15 protein-coding genes are annotated in these 17013 nt (G+C 60.5%); 12 read left to right on the top strand and 3 right to left on the bottom strand.

What is annotated here, in order from left to right:
• Nucleotides 1–6: 6 nt before the first annotated feature.
• Nucleotides 7–1431: an aspartate ammonia-lyase gene (gene aspA / locus FFI16_RS27155; protein WP_017135792.1), complete on the bottom strand. Its 1425-nt coding sequence runs from the start codon at nt 1429–1431 to the stop codon at nt 7–9.
• A gap of 182 nt (nt 1432–1613) precedes the next feature.
• Here aspA and FFI16_RS27160 point away from each other — a divergent pair, with 182 nt between their 5' ends.
• From FFI16_RS27160 to FFI16_RS27180, 5 genes are all read left to right on the top strand, one after another.
• A complete protein-coding gene (locus tag FFI16_RS27160; protein ID WP_138813259.1) occupies nt 1614–2522 on the top strand; it encodes a LysR substrate-binding domain-containing protein in 909 nt (302 codons plus the stop codon).
• Between the two features lie 249 nt (nt 2523–2771).
• A complete protein-coding gene (gene purE, locus FFI16_RS27165) occupies nt 2772–3263 on the top strand; it encodes a 5-(carboxyamino)imidazole ribonucleotide mutase (protein ID WP_003195648.1) in 492 nt (163 codons plus the stop codon).
• Between the two features lie 12 nt (nt 3264–3275).
• Nucleotides 3276–4361, top strand: a complete 1086-nt coding sequence (locus tag FFI16_RS27170) for a 5-(carboxyamino)imidazole ribonucleotide synthase (protein ID WP_138813260.1) — start codon at nt 3276–3278, stop codon at nt 4359–4361.
• 105 nt (nt 4362–4466) lie between these two features.
• Entirely contained in the window at nt 4467–4712 is a 246-nt protein-coding gene (locus tag FFI16_RS27175; protein WP_058424295.1) for a GlsB/YeaQ/YmgE family stress response membrane protein, read from the top strand.
• Between the two features lie 78 nt (nt 4713–4790).
• Nucleotides 4791–5327, top strand: a complete 537-nt coding sequence (locus FFI16_RS27180; RefSeq protein ID WP_138813261.1) for a DUF3299 domain-containing protein — start codon at nt 4791–4793, stop codon at nt 5325–5327.
• A gap of 152 nt (nt 5328–5479) precedes the next feature.
• Here the strand turns inward: FFI16_RS27180 and FFI16_RS27185 are convergent, their stop codons facing one another.
• Both FFI16_RS27185 and FFI16_RS27190 read right to left on the bottom strand, forming a co-directional pair.
• On the bottom strand, nt 5480–6379 hold the full coding sequence (locus FFI16_RS27185; protein WP_138813262.1) for a D-hexose-6-phosphate mutarotase: 900 nt from the start codon (nt 6377–6379) through the stop codon (nt 5480–5482).
• 57 nt (nt 6380–6436) lie between these two features.
• A complete protein-coding gene (locus tag FFI16_RS27190) occupies nt 6437–6841 on the bottom strand; it encodes an acyl-CoA thioesterase (RefSeq protein WP_138813263.1) in 405 nt (134 codons plus the stop codon).
• Between the two features lie 544 nt (nt 6842–7385).
• Between FFI16_RS27190 and FFI16_RS27195 the strand changes: the two genes are divergently transcribed.
• The 7 genes from FFI16_RS27195 to FFI16_RS27225 all read left to right on the top strand — a co-directional run bounded on the left by FFI16_RS27195 (nt 7386) and on the right by FFI16_RS27225 (nt 16935).
• Nucleotides 7386–8675: an MFS transporter gene (locus FFI16_RS27195; RefSeq protein WP_138813264.1), complete on the top strand. Its 1290-nt coding sequence runs from the start codon at nt 7386–7388 to the stop codon at nt 8673–8675.
• A gap of 258 nt (nt 8676–8933) precedes the next feature.
• On the top strand, nt 8934–9920 hold the full coding sequence (locus tag FFI16_RS27200) for a phosphate ABC transporter substrate-binding protein PstS (RefSeq protein ID WP_017135798.1): 987 nt from the start codon (nt 8934–8936) through the stop codon (nt 9918–9920).
• A gap of 386 nt (nt 9921–10306) precedes the next feature.
• Nucleotides 10307–12340, top strand: coding sequence for an ABC transporter permease subunit (locus tag FFI16_RS27205; RefSeq protein ID WP_178112755.1), 2034 nt, complete (start codon nt 10307–10309; stop codon nt 12338–12340).
• Nucleotides 12341–12355: 15 nt separating this feature from the next.
• A complete protein-coding gene (pstA, locus tag FFI16_RS27210) occupies nt 12356–14026 on the top strand; it encodes a phosphate ABC transporter permease PstA (RefSeq protein WP_017135800.1) in 1671 nt (556 codons plus the stop codon).
• A gap of 177 nt (nt 14027–14203) precedes the next feature.
• Nucleotides 14204–15037: a phosphate ABC transporter ATP-binding protein PstB gene (gene pstB, locus FFI16_RS27215; protein ID WP_138813266.1), complete on the top strand. Its 834-nt coding sequence runs from the start codon at nt 14204–14206 to the stop codon at nt 15035–15037.
• A 71-nt stretch (nt 15038–15108) separates the two neighbouring features.
• Entirely contained in the window at nt 15109–15870 is a 762-nt protein-coding gene (phoU, locus tag FFI16_RS27220) for a phosphate signaling complex protein PhoU (RefSeq protein ID WP_053258703.1), read from the top strand.
• 168 nt (nt 15871–16038) lie between these two features.
• Entirely contained in the window at nt 16039–16935 is an 897-nt protein-coding gene (locus FFI16_RS27225; RefSeq protein ID WP_138813267.1) for a response regulator, read from the top strand.
• Nucleotides 16936–17013: the final 78 nt, after the last annotated feature.

The following is a 17013-nucleotide window of genomic DNA, read 5'->3' on the forward strand; positions in this document are numbered from 1 at the left end:
AAACGCTTAGGCCTTCAGCGGGACCAAGCGTGGGGCAATCATGTTTTCGGGGCGCAGGATGTCGTCGAGCATGGCGTCGTCGAGCAAGCCTTCTTCGCGCACCAGTTCCAGCACGCCGCGGCCGCTTTCGAGGGCGATACGCGCAATGCGGGTGGCGTTTTCATAGCCGATGTACGGGTTCAGCGCGGTGACCAGGCCGATGGAGTGTTCCACCAGTTCGCGGCAGCGTGCTTCGTTGGCGGTGATGCCGACGATGCAGTGTTCGCGCAGCATGTCCATGGCGCGTTGCAGCAGGCGGATCGAGTCGAAGATCTTGAAAGCGATCAGCGGCTCCATCACGTTCAACTGCAGTTGGCCGCCTTCGGCTGCCATGGTCAGCGCCAGGTCGTTGCCGATGACTTGGAACGCTACCTGGTTCACGGCTTCCGGGATCACCGGGTTGACCTTGCCGGGCATGATCGAGCTGCCTGGCTGGCGTGCCGGCAGGTTGATCTCGTTGATGCCGGTGCGTGGGCCGCTGGACAGCAGGCGCAGGTCGTTGCAGATCTTCGACAGCTTCACCGCCGTACGCTTGAGCATGCCGGAGAACAGCACGAAAGCGCCCATGTCGGAGGTGGCTTCGATCAAGTCGGCAGCCGGAACCAGCGGCTGGCCGCTGATCAGCGCCAGGCGTTGTACGGCCAGGGCCTGGTAGCGCGGGTCGGCGTTGATGCCGGTGCCGATGGCGGTGCCGCCCAGGTTTACTTCGGTCAGCAGCTCTGGCGCCAGGGTTTTCAGGCGCGCCAGGTCTTCACCCAGGGTGGTGGCGAAGGCGCGGAATTCCTGGCCGAGGGTCATCGGCACGGCGTCTTGCAATTGGGTGCGGCCCATTTTCAGCACGTGGCCGAACTCGACGCCTTTGGCGGCGAACGCCTGGATCAGGCTGTCGAGGCTGGCCAGCAGCGCGTCATGGCCCAGCAGCAGACCCAGGCGGATCGCGGTCGGGTAGGCGTCGTTGGTCGACTGCGCCATGTTCACGTCGTTGTTAGGGTGCAGGTACTGGTACTCGCCCTTGTTGTGGCCCATGGCCTCCAACGCGATGTTGGCGATGACTTCGTTGGCATTCATGTTGGTTGAGGTGCCAGCGCCGCCTTGAATCATGTCCACCACGAACTCTTCGTGGAAATCGCCGCGGATCAGACGGGCACAGGCTTCGCTGATAGCAGCGTGCTTGGCTTCGCTGAGCTGGCCCAACTCGCGGTTGGCGTCAGCGGCTGCTTGCTTGACCATTGCCAGGCCGACCACCAATTTCGGGTAATGCGAAATCGGAACGCCCGAGAGGCGGAAGTTATTCACCGCTCGCAGGGTCTGGATGCCGTAATACGCTTGAGCTGGTACTTCGAGTACGCCAAGCAGGTCTTTTTCTGTGCGGAATGATGCAGCGGAGGACATGACGGAAATCATCTCGATATGGACCCGGAACAGGCCGGAACGCTGCGAATGCTAGGCTTGTAGAAGTTTTTGGGCCAATGCTGTTCAGCACTGGCCTATGCACAAACGGCATAATGTAGGTGTGACCCGGTTATCATGGCGGGCGTGTGTGCCAAAATGGTGCATACCCGTGGGAGGAAGTGATGAACCTTGAGAGCAAATGGCTGGAAGACTTCAGCGCCCTGGCGGCCACCCGCAGCTTTTCCCAGGCGGCGGAGCGGCGCTTTGTGACCCAGCCGGCGTTCAGCCGGCGCATCCGCAGCCTGGAAGCCGCGTTGGGCCTGACCCTGGTCAACCGCTCGCGCACGCCAGTCGAGCTGACGGCGGCGGGGCAGTTGTTCCTGGTCACCGCGCGCACGGTGGTCGAACAGCTCGGTGAAGTGCTGCGCCATTTGCATCATCTGGAAGGCGGGCAAGGCGAAGTCATGCAAGTGGCCGCCGCCCACTCCCTGGCATTGGGCTTCTTCCCGCGCTGGATCGCGCAACTGCGCAATGAGGGCTTGAACATCGCCACGCGCTTGGTTGCTACCAACGTTGGCGACGCGGTTCACGCATTGCGTGAGGGCGGCTGCGACCTGATGCTGGCGTTCTACGACCCGGATGCGGCGATGCAGATGGACGCGGAAATCTTCCCGTCGCTGCACCTGGGCAACACCGAGATGCTCCCGGTGTGCGCCGCCGATGCCGATGGCAAGCCTTTGTTCGACCTGGAAGGTGAGGGCAGTGTGCCGTTGCTGGCCTACAGTGCCGGTGCGTTTCTTGGACGCTCAGTGAACCTGCTGTTGCGACAGCGCGCCCTGCGTTTCACCACCATTTACGAAACTGCCATGGCAGACAGTCTCAAGAGCATGGCCCTGGAAGGCCTGGGCATTGCCTGGGTGCCGCAGTTGAGCGTGCGTGCCGAACTGGCGCGCGGCGAACTGGTGGTGTGCGGCGGCCAGCAGTGGCACGTGCCGCTGGAGATTCGTCTGTATCGCTGTGCGCTGGTGCGCAAGGCGAATGTGCGGTTGCTGTGGCGCAAGCTTGAAGGCGGGGCTGCACAAAACACCTGAGCACATTGATCCAATTTCCATAGGAAAATTGCGCTGTGTTCGCTGACTTGAAAGTCAATAAAACCGCCACTTTGCGCCGTAAGACAGATGGTCATCCAAGGGGCTGTTTATCTGGATTATTACGGTATACTGCGCGGCCTTCGGCCGGTCCAACCGGCCTTAATTCGTACACCAAGCCACGCCGGATTTCCCGCGTGGCTTGTTGTTTTTTGACGCGCCTGCGGGCGCCCAGAGAGAAGAGGCACGACGATGAGTGCATTGGTTGGCGTGATCATGGGCTCCAAGTCCGATTGGTCCACCCTTAGCCACACCGCCGATATGCTGGAAAAACTCGGCATTCCGTATGAAGTGAAAGTGGTCTCTGCCCACCGCACCCCGGATTTGCTGTTCCAGTATGCCGATGAAGCAGAATCCCGTGGCATCGAGGTGATCATCGCCGGTGCCGGTGGTGCGGCGCACCTGCCAGGCATGTGTGCGGCCAAGACCCACCTGCCGGTGCTCGGTGTGCCGGTGCAGTCGTCGATGCTCTCGGGCGTGGATTCGCTGTTGTCCATCGTGCAGATGCCGGCCGGTATTCCGGTGGCCACCCTGGCGATCGGCAAGGCCGGCGCGATCAACGCCGCGTTGCTGTCCGCCAGCATCCTGGGCGCCAAGCACCCGCAGTTTCACGCGGTGCTGAAAAAATTCCGTGCTGAGCAGACAGACAGCGTGCTGGACAACCCAGACCCACGTATCGCCTGAAGGTATTGATTGATGAAAATCGGTGTAATCGGTGGCGGCCAACTGGGTCGCATGCTGGCCTTGGCGGGCACCCCGCTGGGGATGAACTTCGCTTTCCTGGACCCGGCGCCCGACGCCTGCGCGGCGGCCTTGGGTGAACACCTGCGCGCTGACTACAGCGACCCCGACCATCTGCGCCAACTGGCCGATGAAGTCGACCTGGTGACCTTCGAATTCGAAAGCGTCCCGGCCGAAACCGTGGCCTTCCTGTCGCAGTTCGTGCCGGTGTACCCGAGCGCCGAAGCCTTGCGCATCGCTCGCGACCGCTGGTTCGAGAAGAGCATGTTCAAGGACCTGGGCATTCCGACCCCGGCCTTCGCCGATATCCAGTCCCAAGCGGACCTGGAAGCGGCCGTCGCCAGCATCGGCCTGCCGGCCGTGCTTAAAACCCGCACATTGGGTTATGACGGCAAGGGCCAGAAAGTCCTGCGCACCGCTGCCGATGTGGTTGGTACTTTTGCCGAACTGGGCAGCGTTGCCTGCCTGCTGGAAGGCTTCGTGCCGTTCACCGGTGAAGTGTCGCTGATCGCCGTGCGCGCCCGCGATGGCGAGACCCGCTTCTACCCGTTGGTGCACAATACCCACGACAGCGGCATCCTCAAGCTGTCCGTGGCCAGCACCGACCACCCGTTGCAGGCCCTGGCCGAAGACTATTCCAGCCGTGTGCTCAAGCAGCTGGATTATGTCGGCGTGATGGCGTTCGAGTTCTTTGAAGTCGACGGCGGCCTCAAGGCCAACGAAATCGCCCCGCGCGTACATAACTCCGGGCACTGGACCACCGAAGGCGCCGAGTGCAGCCAGTTCGAAAACCACCTGCGGGCGGTGGCAGGCTTGCCGTTGGGCTCCACGGCCAAGGTTGGCGAGAGCGCGATGCTCAACTTTATCGGCGTCGTACCGCCGGTGGAAAAAGTCATCGCCATTGATGACTGCCACCTGCATCACTACGGCAAGGCGTTCAAGCTCGGGCGCAAGGTCGGCCACGCCAACCTGCGTTGCAAGGACCGTGCGACCCTTGAAGCGCAGATCCTCAAGGTCGAAGCGTTGATCGCCGAGCAATAACCTTTGGGGTGGCGGGAACCATTGGTTATCGCCGCCTCTCTGATTGCAGGACGCTAAAGTCTGACTAGGCTTTCGTGTAGTTCACTTCATTCAGAGGGAAATGCCATGGGTATCATCGGAACCATCTTTATCGGCTTGATCGTCGGCCTGCTGGCGCGTTTCCTCAAGCCTGGCGACGACAGCATGGGCTGGATCATGACCATCCTGCTGGGCATCGCAGGTTCCCTGGTCGCCACCTACGGTGGTCAGGCCCTGGGCATCTACCAGGCGGGTCAAGGCGCGGGCTTCCTCGGCGCGCTGATCGGCGCCATCGTGCTGCTGGTGATCTACGGCCTGCTGAAAAAGAAATGATCTAAGCGACAAAGCCCTCTGCGCTGCGCAGGCGCAGAGGGCTAGAATGCTCGGCATCTGAACTTGCCGAGCTTTTTCATGCGCCGTCTTTTATTCACACTCCTCCTGTTGGGCTCTGGCCTGGCGCACGCCGGCGAACTGCCGGAAACCGATTGGCTCGAGCTGATGCCGCTTTCAGACCAGAAAGCCCTCGAAGCCATGCCCGAGATCGACCACAACTCCCCCGAAGCCCAAGGCACGTTCACCGACAAAGGTGGCTTGAAGCAAAGCAAAGGCTTGCCGGCGGTGATGTACTCGACCAAGACCGTGGCCGCCATGAACGGCAAGAACATTCGCATCGGCGGCTACCCGGTGCCGTTGGAAACTGACGCCAAGGGCCGCAGCACGCTGTTTTTCCTGGTGCCGTACCCAGGCGCCTGCATCCACGTGCCGCCACCGCCGCCTAACCAGTTGGTGCTGGTGCGTTATCCCAAGGGGCTGAAGCTGGATGATATCTACACGCCACTGTGGGTGACGGGCACATTGAAGGTGGAGAAAGTCAACAATGACCTGGCGGACGCGGCGTATGCGCTGGATGCGGGGAAGGTCAGGGTAGTGAAAGAGTCCGATCTCTAGACCATGACGCAGAACCCAATGTGGGAGCGGGCTTGTGTGGGAGCTGGCTTGCCTGCGATAAGATCGCCTCGGTTTCACTGATACACCGAGGCGCCTGTATCGCGGGCAAGCCCGGCTCCCACACAAGCCCGCTCCCACATTTTTGATTGGGTTTACAGGCCGATACTGGTGATGCTCACGCCCAAAGTATGGCTTTCGCCCGGCGCCAAGCTCACCACATCATCCAGCACATTCGCCGTCTCGATGCACAGCATGCCCTGCCAGCCATCATCGGCCATGTCATCAAACGCCTTGGCGCGTTCGGTCCATGGGTTCCAGATCACGGTCGAGTTCGAACCCTGGCTGGTGAGCTGGAGGCGGCGCTGCCAATCTGCATCGACAATATTCAACTGCGCCGGCGTATCCAGGTAGATGCGGTCAGTCTCGGCGCTGAAGTGCAGCAGGCCGGATTGCTTCTTCTCGGCCCAGCCATCGGCGGTGTCGATATACGCGAGTCCATCCAACCCTTCAACTTGCACCTTGCGCACGTCACTCACGGCAAAGTAAGTGTGCAATGCCTGGCTGAGGGTCACGGTGTCGGTGCCAAGGTTGTGGCTGGTCAGGCGGATGTGCAGTTGGTCGTCCAGCAGCAGGCTCAGTGTCAGGTCGACCTGATGCGGCCAGCCGGGGAAGCCGCCCTCGGGAACTGGCAACACCAAATCCACCCGTAGCGCTTCGCCCTCAAGTTCGCTCGCCGCCAACGCCCACAATGCCGTGCGCACAAAACCATGGGCACCGGCCGGTTGCTCGCTCTGGCGCATCGCTTTCACGCTCTGCGGGTTGCGATCAAATACGCCAAACCACGGCCAGCACACCGGCACACCGGTGCGAATGCCTTTGCCTTGCTTGAACACCGCTTCAGGGTTCGGCCAGATCAGCGGCTGTTCGCCCTGGCGCTGGTAACTGAAGATGTGCGCGCCCTGTTGGGCCACCATCAGTTCGGCGCCGTTGTGGCGAATGCGCCAGCAGTCCAACTCGTCGATTTTTACGCTTTCAACGTGGGGCACAGGCATACAAAGCACTCTTTATGGCAGGCAATGGGGCAATTGACCGTCAAAACCCGGCGAGGTTTAACGCGCGCGTGAAGGCACCGAACGCGTGCGGCCGCTACCATCGATGGCGACAAACACAAACACCGCCTCGGTGACTTTGCGCCATTCACTGGACAGCGGGTCGTCGCTCCACACTTCGACCATCATCTGGATCGAGCTACGGCCGATTTCCAGGGCCTGGGTATAGAAGGAGAGCTGCGCGCCCACCGCCACCGGCACCAGGAACGCCATGCGATCAATGGCCACGGTAGCCACGCGGCCGCCGGCGACCTTGCTGGCCATGGCCGTGCCGGCCAGGTCCATCTGCGCGACCAGCCAGCCGCCGAAGATATCGCCAAATCCGTTGGTTTCACGCGGCAGTGCGGTGATTTGCAAGGCGAGATCGCCTTGCGGGATAGGATCTTCTTGTTCGAATTCGATCATGCCGAGGGTGCCTCTGACCCGTGACGCTTCATGGGTATTTCAAGTGGATAGCCGTCTTCTGGAAAAACGTTTCAGCACCAACCTACACCGCTCGATACGTTTCTCGTAAGGCGCACTAAAGGGAAACTCTGCCAAAGCGGCTGGAACACACCCTTAGGGTCATCCAACAACGTTTTGGCACAGCAGCCCCTCAAGACAGCGGGTTTGGCGCTTGCACGGGCCGAGTATATCGAGACCCTGTGGCGGCGACGACCTCTGCAAGCTCATTTGGTCGGCAAATCTGCGCTGTATCGCGGCTTTTTGCAGAAACTGTGCCTATCGCCGGGAATATTTGCGGCATCCGGACTGTTATCCGGGTCAGCACCTTTAGAAGAGAAGCCCGATATGCCTACCGTTCCCGCGAGCGCCTATCGGTGACTGCCTATGGAAACGCGGGCGTTAAGCAACGCTGTGCTTTTGCGGGCGATTTGTTATCGTGCCGAATCGACCCCGGCGCTTGCCGGGGTCTCGCGTTCGCCGTCCTGACAATAAGAGAAGCCTTGCCATGTCCTCCGTGCCTGCAAGCAGTGCGCAACCTTCGCGCCCGCTGACCCGCAACGACTACAAAACCCTGTCGCTGTCTGCCTTGGGCGGGGCGCTGGAGTTCTACGACTTCATCATCTTCGTGTTTTTCGCCACCGTGGTCGGGAAGCTGTTCTTCCCCGTCGACATGCCTGAATGGCTGCGCATGATGCAGACCTTCGGCATCTTCGCCGCCGGCTACCTGGCACGCCCGCTGGGCGGCATCATCATGGCGCACTTTGGTGACCTGCTGGGCCGCAAGAAAATGTTCACCCTGAGCATCTTCATGATGGCCGTGCCGACCCTGATCATGGGCCTGCTGCCGACCTACGCACAGATCGGCCTGTGGGCGCCGCTGCTGTTGCTGTTGATGCGCGTCATCCAGGGCGCCGCCATTGGCGGCGAAGTACCTGGCGCTTGGGTGTTCGTCTCCGAACACGTGCCGCCGCGCCACATCGGCTATGCCTGCGGCACCCTGACCAGCGGCCTTACCGCCGGTATTTTGCTGGGTTCGCTGGTGGCGACCGCCATCAACACTCTCTATACCCCGGAGCAGGTCTCGGATTACGCGTGGCGTATCCCGTTCCTGCTGGGCGGTGTGTTTGGCCTGATGTCGGTGTACTTGCGCCGTTGGCTGCATGAAACACCGATTTTCGCTGAGATGCAGCAGCGCAAAACCCTGGCTGCCGAACTGCCATTGCGCGCGGTACTGCGTGACCACCGTGGCGCCATTGTGCTGTCGATGCTGCTGACATGGCTGCTGTCGGCGGGTGTGGTTGTGGTCATCCTGATGACCCCGACCGTGCTGCAAACCGTCTACCACTTCAGCCCGACCGTGGCGTTGCAAGCCAATAGCCTGGCGATCGTTACGCTGAGCCTGGGCTGTATCGCTTCCGGCGCGCTGGCTGACCGTTTTGGTGCCGGTCGCGTTTTGGTCACCGGTTGCGCATTGCTGCTGGCCACCTCCTGGACGCTGTATCACAGCCTGATGGCCCACCCGGACTGGTTGTTCCCGTTGTACGCATTGACCGGCCTGTTCGTGGGCACCATCGGTGTAGTGCCTTACGTAATGGTGAAAGCCTTCCCGCCGGTGGTGCGTTTCAGCGGCTTATCGTTCTCCTACAACGTGGCCTATGCCGTATTCGGCGGCCTGACGCCATTGGCGGTATCGCTGCTGATGAAGGAAAGCCCGATGGGGCCTGCTTACTACGTGGCTGTCTTGTGTGTGATGGGGATGGCGGTGGGCGGCTACCTGTGGAAACGCGGGCGCTGATATAACCCTGTGGCGAGGGAGCAAACTCCCTCGCCACAGGTTTTTGGCTCTGCCAACGATTACAGAGTGTTTCTGAAACATCGCTTCAGCCGTCAAACCTCCTCGCAAGCCCCGGATTTATTGCACTTTCCCCTTCCTGTCAGGTTTTTCACAAATACTGGCCTTTCATCTAATTGTCATATTCCAGACATAGAGTGTTCACACGGCCTACCGATACTTGGCCCCGATCCAACTATCCCTATCTGCTAGGAGCAAGGCATGAAACTGAAACGTTTGATGGCGGCAATGACTTTTGTCGCTGCTGGCGTTGCGACCGCCAACGCGGTGGCCGCTGGTGTTGATCCGGCAATTCCGGCTTACGTTAAGACCACTGGTGTGTCGGGCAACTTGTCCAGCGTCGGCTCCGATACCCTGGCTAACCTGATGACTCTGTGGGCCGAGGGTTACAAAAAGGAATACCCGAACGTCAACATCCAGATTCAGGCTGCCGGCTCCGCCACTGCACCTCCTGCGCTGACTGAAGGCACCTCCAACCTGGGCCCGATGAGCCGCAAAATGAAGGACACCGAATTGGCGGCCTTCGAGCAGAAGTACGGCTACAAGCCAACCGCTATCCCGGTTGCCGTGGATGCCCTGGCCGTGTTCGTGCACAAGGACAACCCGATCCAGCACCTGACCATGGAACAAGTCGACGCGATCTTCTCCTCGACGCGTCTGTGCGGCGCTAAAGCCGACGTTAAAACCTGGGGTGACCTGGGTGTGACCGGCGACCTGGCCAACAAGCCAGTTCAGCTGTTCGGTCGTAACTCGGTATCCGGCACCTACGGCTACTTCAAAGAAGAAGCCCTGTGCAAAGGCGACTACAAGCCAAACGTCAACGAACAACCAGGCTCGGCATCGGTCGTGCAGTCGATCAGCTCCTCGCTGAACGGCATCGGTTACTCGGGCATCGGCTACAAAACCGCCAGCGTGAAGACCGTGGCCCTGGCCAAAAAAGGCAGCACTGACTTCATCGAAGACAGCGAAGAAAACGCCCTTAACGGCAAATACCCGCTGTCGCGCTTCCTCTACGTGTACGTTAACAAAGCCCCGAACAAGCCTCTGGCCCCGCTGGAAGCTGAGTTCGTGAAACTGGTTCTGTCCAAACAGGGCCAGGAAGTAGTAGTGAAAGACGGTTACATCCCACTGCCAGCCAAAGTTGCCGCCAAGGCACTGGCTGACCTGGGCCTGAAAGAAGGCAACTAAGTTGCCTGCGCGGGATCGGTTCGCCGGTCCCGCATCCCTAATTTTTTAGTCCGCTGCCAGCTCTGCTACGCGGCGGCTTTGTTGCGTCACTGCATTGTCATCTTTCTGTCATACAGGATCGCTAGGGTGTGCGCATGAATGATCTGGCCAATTCCACCATGACGACGACTTCTCCCCCCAAGCGTATTGATTTCAATACGCCTGAGCTGCAACGCAAGCGCCGCATTCGCGCGCTCAAAGATCGCCTGACCCGCTGGTATGTGTTGATCGGCGGCCTCGCCGTGCTCGGCGCGATTACCCTGATCTTCTTCTTCCTGGCTTATGTAGTCGCGCCACTGTTCCAAGGTGCCTCGCTGACCAAGGAAGACGCGCTGACACCCGCCTGGATGCAGGATGCCGGCAAGCCGTTGATGATCTCCCTCGAAGAACAGAACCAAGTGGCCATGCGGGTTTCCGACAAGGGCCAGGCGCTGTTCTTTGATGTGAGCACCGGTGCCGAATTGAAGCGTGTCGACCTGCCGCTGCCTGCGGGCGCCACCGTGGTTTCGATCGGCAAGGACCAGCCCGGCAGCCCGTTGGTGATCCTCGGTTTGTCCAATGGCCAGTCCCTGGTGTTCCGTCACACCTATAAGGTGTCCTACCCGGACGGCAAAAAGACCATCACGCCGGCCATTGAATACCCTTATGGCGAAACGCCTATCGTCCTTGACGAGCAGGGCCGCCCGCTGGAGCACGTCGCGCTCAACGCCACCGATTCATCGCTGGTGGTGGCAGGCTCCGCCGGTTCGTTCTTGAACGTACTGAGCCTGAGCCGCGAAGAAAACATGATGACCGGTGAAGTCACCAGCGAGCAGAAGCGCATCGAGCTGCCGCAAATGACCGAGCCGGTGAAGGCGATTTTCGTCGACCCACGTCAGCAGTGGCTGTATGTAATCAACGGCCGTGCCCTCGCTGACGTCTTCAGCTTGCGCGACAACAGCCTCAACGGTCGCTACAAACTGCTGGAAGACGGCGCCGCTGAAATCACCGCCAGCACCCAGCTGGTGGGCGGTATCTCGCTGATCGTCGGTAACTCCAAGGGTGGCCTGGCCCAGTGGTTCATGGCCCGTGACCCGGACGGCGAGCAACGCCTGAAGCAGATCCGCACCTTCCAGATGGGCACCGCGCCTATCGTCGAAATCACCGCCGAGGAACGTCGCAAAGGCTTCACCGCCCTGGACGCATCCGGCAAATTCGGCGTGTTCCACAGCACCGCGCATCGCACCTTGCTGGTCGACCCTGTGGTGGATGGCCAAGGTCTGTTCGGCATGTCGCCACGCGCCAACCGCGTGATCGTCGAAGCCGGTGGCAAGCTGCAACCGCTGCTGCTCGACAACCCGCACCCGGAAGTGTCCTGGAGCGCGCTGTGGAGCAAGGTCTGGTACGAAAACTACGACGAGCCTAAATACGTCTGGCAATCGACCGCCGCCAACACTGACTTCGAACCCAAAATGAGTTTGGCCCCGCTGACCTTCGGTACCCTCAAGGCTGCGTTCTACGCCATGCTGTTGGCGGCACCGCTGGCGGTGGCTGCGGCAATCTACACCGCTTACTTCATGGCCCCGAGCCTGCGCCGCAAGGTCAAGCCGGTGATCGAACTGATGGAAGCAATGCCGACGGTGATCCTCGGCTTCTTCGCCGGCCTGTTCCTGGCGCCGTATGTAGAAGGGCACTTGCCGGGGATTTTCAGCCTGCTGATGTTGCTGCCGATTGGCATCCTGGTCGCCGGTTTTGTCTTCAGCCGTTTGCCTGAGTCAATCCGCCTGCGGGTTCCGGATGGCTGGGAAAGCGCGATCCTGATCCCGGTGATCCTGTTTGTGGGCTGGCTCTCGCTGTACATGAGCCCGTACCTGGAAACCTGGTTCTTCGGCGGCGACATGCGCATGTGGATCTCCCACGACTTAGGGATTACCTACGACCAGCGCAACGCACTGGTAGTCGGCCTGGCCATGGGTTTTGCGGTGATCCCGAACATCTACTCCATCGCCGAAGACGCCGTGTTCAGCGTGCCGCGCGGCCTCACCCTGGGCTCGTTGGCCCTGGGCGCCACGCCATGGCAGACCATGACCCGCGTGGTGATCCTGACCGCCAGCCCGGGCATCTTCTCCGCACTGATGATCGGCATGGGCCGCGCAGTGGGTGAAACCATGATCGTGCTGATGGCCACCGGTAACACGCCGGTGATGGAGATGAACCTGTTCGAAGGCCTGCGCACATTGGCGGCCAACGTTGCGGTGGAGATGCCTGAGTCGGAAGTCGGTGGCAGTCACTACCGCGTGCTGTTCCTCTCGGCGCTGGTGCTGCTGCTGTTCACCTTCATCATGAACACCCTCGCGGAGCTGATTCGTCAGCGTCTGCGCAAGAAATACTCGTCGCTTTAAGAAAGGTAGAAGTCTGTGAAACAGAACTCCCTGAATGGATGGTTCAAGAGCGGCGCCCCTGGCGTCTGGATCAGCGGTGGCGCGGTGTCCATCGCGGTCATCATGACCATTGGTTTGCTGGCCGTGATTGCCGTGCGTGGCTTGGGCCACTTCTGGCCGGCCGACCTGATCCAGGCCAACTACAGCGTGCCTGGCCAGGAAAACCATATCGTCATCGGCGAAGTGGTGCAGAAGGAAGAAGTGCCGCGCGAACGCCTGAAAAGCGCGGGCCTGCCGGTGCCGGACCAAGGCCCGGAATTCATGACCCGCGAGCTGATCAAGGTCGGTAACCGCGACTTGAATGGCAACGACTTCACCTGGATCGTCGGCGAGTGGTTGAAAGACCAGACCACGCCGAAGAACTTGATGGCCATTGAACGTCGTGAGTGGGGCAACTTCTACGGCACCCTGGTCAACGTCAAGCAGGACGGCAAGGTGATCGCCGAAGGCGAAGCCGCATGGCCGGAGCTGCAAGCCCGCGTCGACCGTGTGAACAAGCTGGCGGCCCAGCTCAAGAGTCTTGAGAAAACCGACATCGGCGCGATCAACGCAGGCCTTGAGCGCATCCGCCTGCACGGCCGCAAGCTGGAGCTGGAAGGCAAGCTCGACGCTGCCGCCCAGGCTGACATGGACTCCGGCCGCGCCGAGCTGAATGCCCGTTACCAGGACATCGAAGCGCGACTGGCCGACCTGCACACCCAGTTCAACCGCGACAGCCTGACAGCCCGCGACGGCAACGGCAAAGAAATCGAAATCGGTATTGGCAAAGTGGTGCACGCCTACCAGCCGAACGCCATGGGCACCCTGACCAAGGTGGGTTTCTACTTCAGCAAGGTCTGGGAATTCTTGAGCGACGACCCACGGGAAGCCAACACTGAAGGCGGGATTTTCCCGGCCATCTTCGGCACCGTAATGATGACCCTGATCATGGCGATGATCGTGACCCCGTTCGGCGTGCTGGCGGCGGTGTACCTGCGTGAATACGCCAAGCAGAACACGCTGACCCGCATTATCCGTATCGCGGTGAACAACCTGGCCGGCGTACCGGCTATCGTTTACGGCGTGTTTGGCCTGGGCTTCTTCGTGTATGTACTGGGTGGCTCGGTTGACCGCCTGTTCTTCGCCGAAGCCCTGCCGGCACCGACCTTCGGTACACCGGGCCTGTTGTGGGCCTCGCTGACCCTGGCGCTGCTGGCCGTACCGGTAGTGATCGTGGCCACCGAAGAAGGCCTGGCGCGGATTCCCCGCACCGTGCGTGAAGGTTCCCTGGCACTGGGCGCGACCAAGGCGGAAACGCTGTGGAAGATCGTGCTGCCGATGGCCAGCCCGGCGATGATGACCGGCATGATCCTCGCCGTGGCCCGTGCCGCCGGTGAAGTGGCGCCGCTGATGCTGGTGGGTGTGGTCAAGCTGGCACCGTCGCTGCCGCTGGACGGCAACTACCCGTACCTGCACCTGGACCAGAAGATCATGCACCTGGGCTTCCACATTTATGACGTCGGCTTCCAGAGCCCCAACGTCGAAGCGGCACGCCCGCTGGTATACGCCACCGCGCTGCTGCTGGTGCTGGTGATTGCGACGCTGAACTTGTCGGCGGTGTGGATTCGTAACCACCTGCGCGAAAAATACAAAGCACTGGACAGTTAATGCGATCCCCTGTGGGAGCTGGCTTGCCTGCGATGGCATCACTGCGGTGTTTCTGAAAGACCGCGGCGCCCGCATCGCAGGCAAGCCAGTTCCCACAAGGATCGGCGCCAGACAAAGAACTTGAGTAAACCGCCCCGGCGGTTCAACCAAACGAATTGGTAGCACAGGGAGCATCCCATGCAACATGAAACCCATTCCCACGGCATCAACATGTCAGCCCTGGGTCGCGACAAGCAGAGCCTGAGCCTGGCCCAGGAAACCGTGGCTATCGAAGTGCCGGGCCTGAGCCTGTACTACGGTGAGAAGCAGGCGCTGTTTGACGTCAGCATGAACATCCCCAAGCAACGCGTGACCGCCTTTATCGGACCGTCCGGCTGCGGCAAGTCCACGTTGCTGCGCACCTTCAACCGCATGAACGACCTGGTTGACGGTTGCCGCGTAGAAGGCGCGATCAACCTCTACGGCAGCAACATCTACCGTAAAGGCGAAGACGTGGCCGAGCTGCGTCGTCGCGTGGGCATGGTGTTCCAGAAGCCGAACCCGTTCCCCAAGACCATCTACGAAAACGTGGTGTATGGCCTGCGCATCCAGGGCATCAACAAAAAACGCATCCTCGACGAAGCCGTTGAGTGGGCCTTGAAAGGCGCGGCGCTGTGGGACGAGGTCAAAGACCGCCTGCATGAATCGGCACTCGGCCTGTCCGGCGGCCAGCAGCAGCGTCTGGTGATCGCCCGTACCATCGCCGTGGAGCCGGAAGTATTGCTGCTCGACGAACCGTGCTCGGCACTCGACCCGATCTCGACACTTAAAGTTGAAGAGCTGATCTACGAGCTGAAATCCAAGTTCACCATCGTCATCGTGACCCACAACATGCAACAGGCGGCGCGGGTTTCCGACTACACCGCGTTCATGTACATGGGCAAATTGGTGGAATTCGGCGACACCGACACCTTGTTCACCAACCCGGCGAAGAAGCAGACCGAAGACTACATCACCGGTCGCTACGGCTAGTACGCGGTGGTTCTGATTGCATTGAATGCTGCGGTTCTCCGCACCTTACCGGACGTTCCAAGGACGCCAACATGATTAGCAAAGAAGGCCTTACCCACCACATCTCCGCGCAGTTCAACGCCGAGCTTGAGGAAGTGCGCAGCCACCTCCTGGCGATGGGCGGGCTGGTGGAGAAGCAAGTCAACGATGCGGTCACCGCGCTGATCGAGGCCGACTCGGGCCTGGCCCAGCAAGTGCGCGAGATCGATGACCAGATCAACCAGATGGAACGCAACATCGACGAAGAATGCCTGCGCATTCTGGCCCGTCGCCAGCCGGCGGCCTCCGACCTGCGTTTGATCATCAGCATCTCCAAGTCGGTGATCGACCTGGAGCGCATCGGCGACGAAGCCACCAAAATCGCCCGCCGTGCCATCCAGCTGTGCGAAGAAGGCGAAGCGCCACGCGGTTATGTGGAAGTGCGCCACATCGGCGACCAAGTGCGCAATATGGTGCGTGATGCGCTGGACGCGTTCGCCCGCTTCGACGCCGAATTGGCATTGTCGGTAGCGCAATACGACAAAACCATCGACCGCGAATACAAGACCGCACTGCGCGAGTTGGCCACCTACATGATGGAAGACCCGCGCTCTATCTCGCGGGTCTTGAACATCATCTGGGTGCTGCGTTCCCTGGAACGTATCGGTGACCACGCCCGTAATATCTCGGAACTGGTGATTTACCTGGTGCGCGGCACCGACGTGCGGCACATGGGCCTCAAGCGCATGAAAGCCGAAGTTGAGGGCACTGCTGATCAAATCCCTAATGTTCCGGGCGAATCTGACGATAAGTAAGGTTGCCCGAGAAAATAACGCCCGGCCTTTGGTCGGGCGTTTTCGTTTGTGGCATCTGAATTTTTTGCGCAGCAGGAGCAATAAAGTCCTTCTGTGACCAGCGGGTTTTGGCAAAATGCCATCAGTCAGGCGTTTTGCATGCCGACGTTTTAATAGGATGAAGGGTCGATGAGTAAAGTCAGTGTATTGGTGGTGGACGACGCCTCGTTTATCCGCGATTTGGTGAAGAAGTGCCTGCGCAACTACTTCCCGGGCATCAAGATTGAAGACGCGGTGAACGGCAAAAAGGCGCAATCCATCCTGATGCGCGAGACCTTCGACCTGGTGCTGTGCGACTGGGAAATGCCTGAGATGTCCGGCCTTGAACTGTTGACCTGGTGCCGTGAGCAAGCGCACCTGAAGGCCATGCCGTTCGTGATGGTGACCAGTCGTGGCGACAAGGAAAACGTGGTGCAGGCCATTCAGGCCGGGGTTTCCGGTTACGTCAGCAAGCCGTTCACCAACGAGCAGCTGTTGAACAAGGTCAAGCAGGCTTTGCACAAGATCGGCCGCCTCGACGCCCTGATCGCCAGCGCGCCGACCAAGATGAATTCGGCCTTCGGCAACGACTCCCTGAACGCCCTGACCGGCGGCAAGCCCGAGGCGGCCAAACCGGCGCCAGTGGCGGCCCCAAGCAAAGGCCTGCTCAACAGCCAACCGGTGCAAGCGCCTGCAGCCTCGCCTGCCGGCGGTCGCGGCCAAGGCCAGTTGCGGCTGTCCAGCGGCAACCAGCAATGCGTAATCAAGGCGCTGAGCATCAAGGAAGCGCTGCTGGTGGTCCGTCGCGGCGAAGTGCTGCCCCAGGTACTGGAAAGCGCCGTACTCGACCTTGAGCAAGGCGAAAACGCCGAAGTCGCGCGCCTCAACGGCTACCTGCACGCCGTCGTCGCCTATGAGCCAAGGCCCGACAGCGACTGGCTGCAATTGACTTTCCGGTTTATCGACCAGGATGCGCAGAAGCTCGACTACATCTCCCGCCTGATCGCGCGCGGTACGGCGCAGAAGCACTTTGTGCCGGGTGCGTGATCTACAGAGCGACACTTAACCCATGTGGGAGCGGGCTTGCCCGCGATAGCGATATATCAGCCACTTGATGTGCGCCTG

It is taken from the genome of Pseudomonas sp. KBS0710, assembly GCF_005938045.2.
Taxonomy (GTDB): domain Bacteria; phylum Pseudomonadota; class Gammaproteobacteria; order Pseudomonadales; family Pseudomonadaceae; genus Aquipseudomonas.

What these genes read in the sequence shown, in the direction of transcription:
- FFI16_RS27190 (WP_138813263.1), bottom strand. Translation starts at nt 6,841, where the DNA reads ATGATCGAATTCGAACAAGAAGATCCTATCCCGCAAGGCGATCTCGCC.
- pstB (WP_138813266.1), top strand. Translation starts at nt 14,204, where the DNA reads ATGCAACATGAAACCCATTCCCACGGCATCAACATGTCAGCCCTGGGT.
- FFI16_RS27160 (WP_138813259.1), top strand. Translation starts at nt 1,614, where the DNA reads ATGAACCTTGAGAGCAAATGGCTGGAAGACTTCAGCGCCCTGGCGGCC.
- FFI16_RS27170 (WP_138813260.1), top strand. Translation starts at nt 3,276, where the DNA reads ATGAAAATCGGTGTAATCGGTGGCGGCCAACTGGGTCGCATGCTGGCC.
- purE (WP_003195648.1), top strand. Translation starts at nt 2,772, where the DNA reads ATGAGTGCATTGGTTGGCGTGATCATGGGCTCCAAGTCCGATTGGTCC.
- FFI16_RS27225 (WP_138813267.1), top strand. Translation starts at nt 16,039, where the DNA reads ATGAGTAAAGTCAGTGTATTGGTGGTGGACGACGCCTCGTTTATCCGC.
- phoU (WP_053258703.1), top strand. Translation starts at nt 15,109, where the DNA reads ATGATTAGCAAAGAAGGCCTTACCCACCACATCTCCGCGCAGTTCAAC.
- FFI16_RS27175 (WP_058424295.1), top strand. Translation starts at nt 4,467, where the DNA reads ATGGGTATCATCGGAACCATCTTTATCGGCTTGATCGTCGGCCTGCTG.
- FFI16_RS27200 (WP_017135798.1), top strand. Translation starts at nt 8,934, where the DNA reads ATGAAACTGAAACGTTTGATGGCGGCAATGACTTTTGTCGCTGCTGGC.
- aspA (WP_017135792.1), bottom strand. Translation starts at nt 1,431, where the DNA reads ATGTCCTCCGCTGCATCATTCCGCACAGAAAAAGACCTGCTTGGCGTA.
- FFI16_RS27195 (WP_138813264.1), top strand. Translation starts at nt 7,386, where the DNA reads ATGTCCTCCGTGCCTGCAAGCAGTGCGCAACCTTCGCGCCCGCTGACC.
- FFI16_RS27185 (WP_138813262.1), bottom strand. Translation starts at nt 6,379, where the DNA reads ATGCCTGTGCCCCACGTTGAAAGCGTAAAAATCGACGAGTTGGACTGC.
- FFI16_RS27205 (WP_178112755.1), top strand. Translation starts at nt 10,307, where the DNA reads ATGCAGGATGCCGGCAAGCCGTTGATGATCTCCCTCGAAGAACAGAAC.
- FFI16_RS27180 (WP_138813261.1), top strand. Translation starts at nt 4,791, where the DNA reads ATGCGCCGTCTTTTATTCACACTCCTCCTGTTGGGCTCTGGCCTGGCG.